Source organism: Vibrio sp. 10N.222.52.B7, assembly GCF_041474275.1.
GTDB classification, from domain to species: domain Bacteria; phylum Pseudomonadota; class Gammaproteobacteria; order Enterobacterales; family Vibrionaceae; genus Vibrio; species Vibrio crassostreae_C.
The window spans coordinates 1-261 of sequence record NZ_JBFRTU010000418.1 but is presented as its reverse complement, the minus strand read 5'-3'; the positions used below and the strand labels follow the sequence as shown (position 1 = coordinate 261).

General features: G+C 44.4%; 1 protein-coding gene. It reads right to left on the bottom strand.

Translation table 11 applies throughout. The annotated features are described in order from the left end of the window. Nucleotides 1-54 precede the first annotated feature (54 nt). Nucleotides 55-261: cytochrome c (locus AB4512_RS23485; RefSeq protein WP_372175929.1), on the bottom strand; the 207-nt coding region annotated here is incomplete at its 5' end.

Genomic DNA, 261 nt, shown 5'->3' with positions numbered 1-261 from the left:
GGCGAAGTGGTGATGTTTATTCAGTTGATGATTGCTCTATAAAGGTGGGAGCCGCTAATGTTGTGAAGCATAAAAAGCCGCTATATCTCTCAAGTCTTGATCATCGAGCTTACTGAGCTGTGCTCGCATCATTTCTGCGTAAGCGCCTTGTCTATCTCCGCTTTGGTAAGCTTTCATCGTGTTATAGAGGTAAGTTGAATCTTGACCCGAAAGTTTGGGGTAATCAGTGTTACTTGTTTCACCCGTGGGGCTATGACAGAA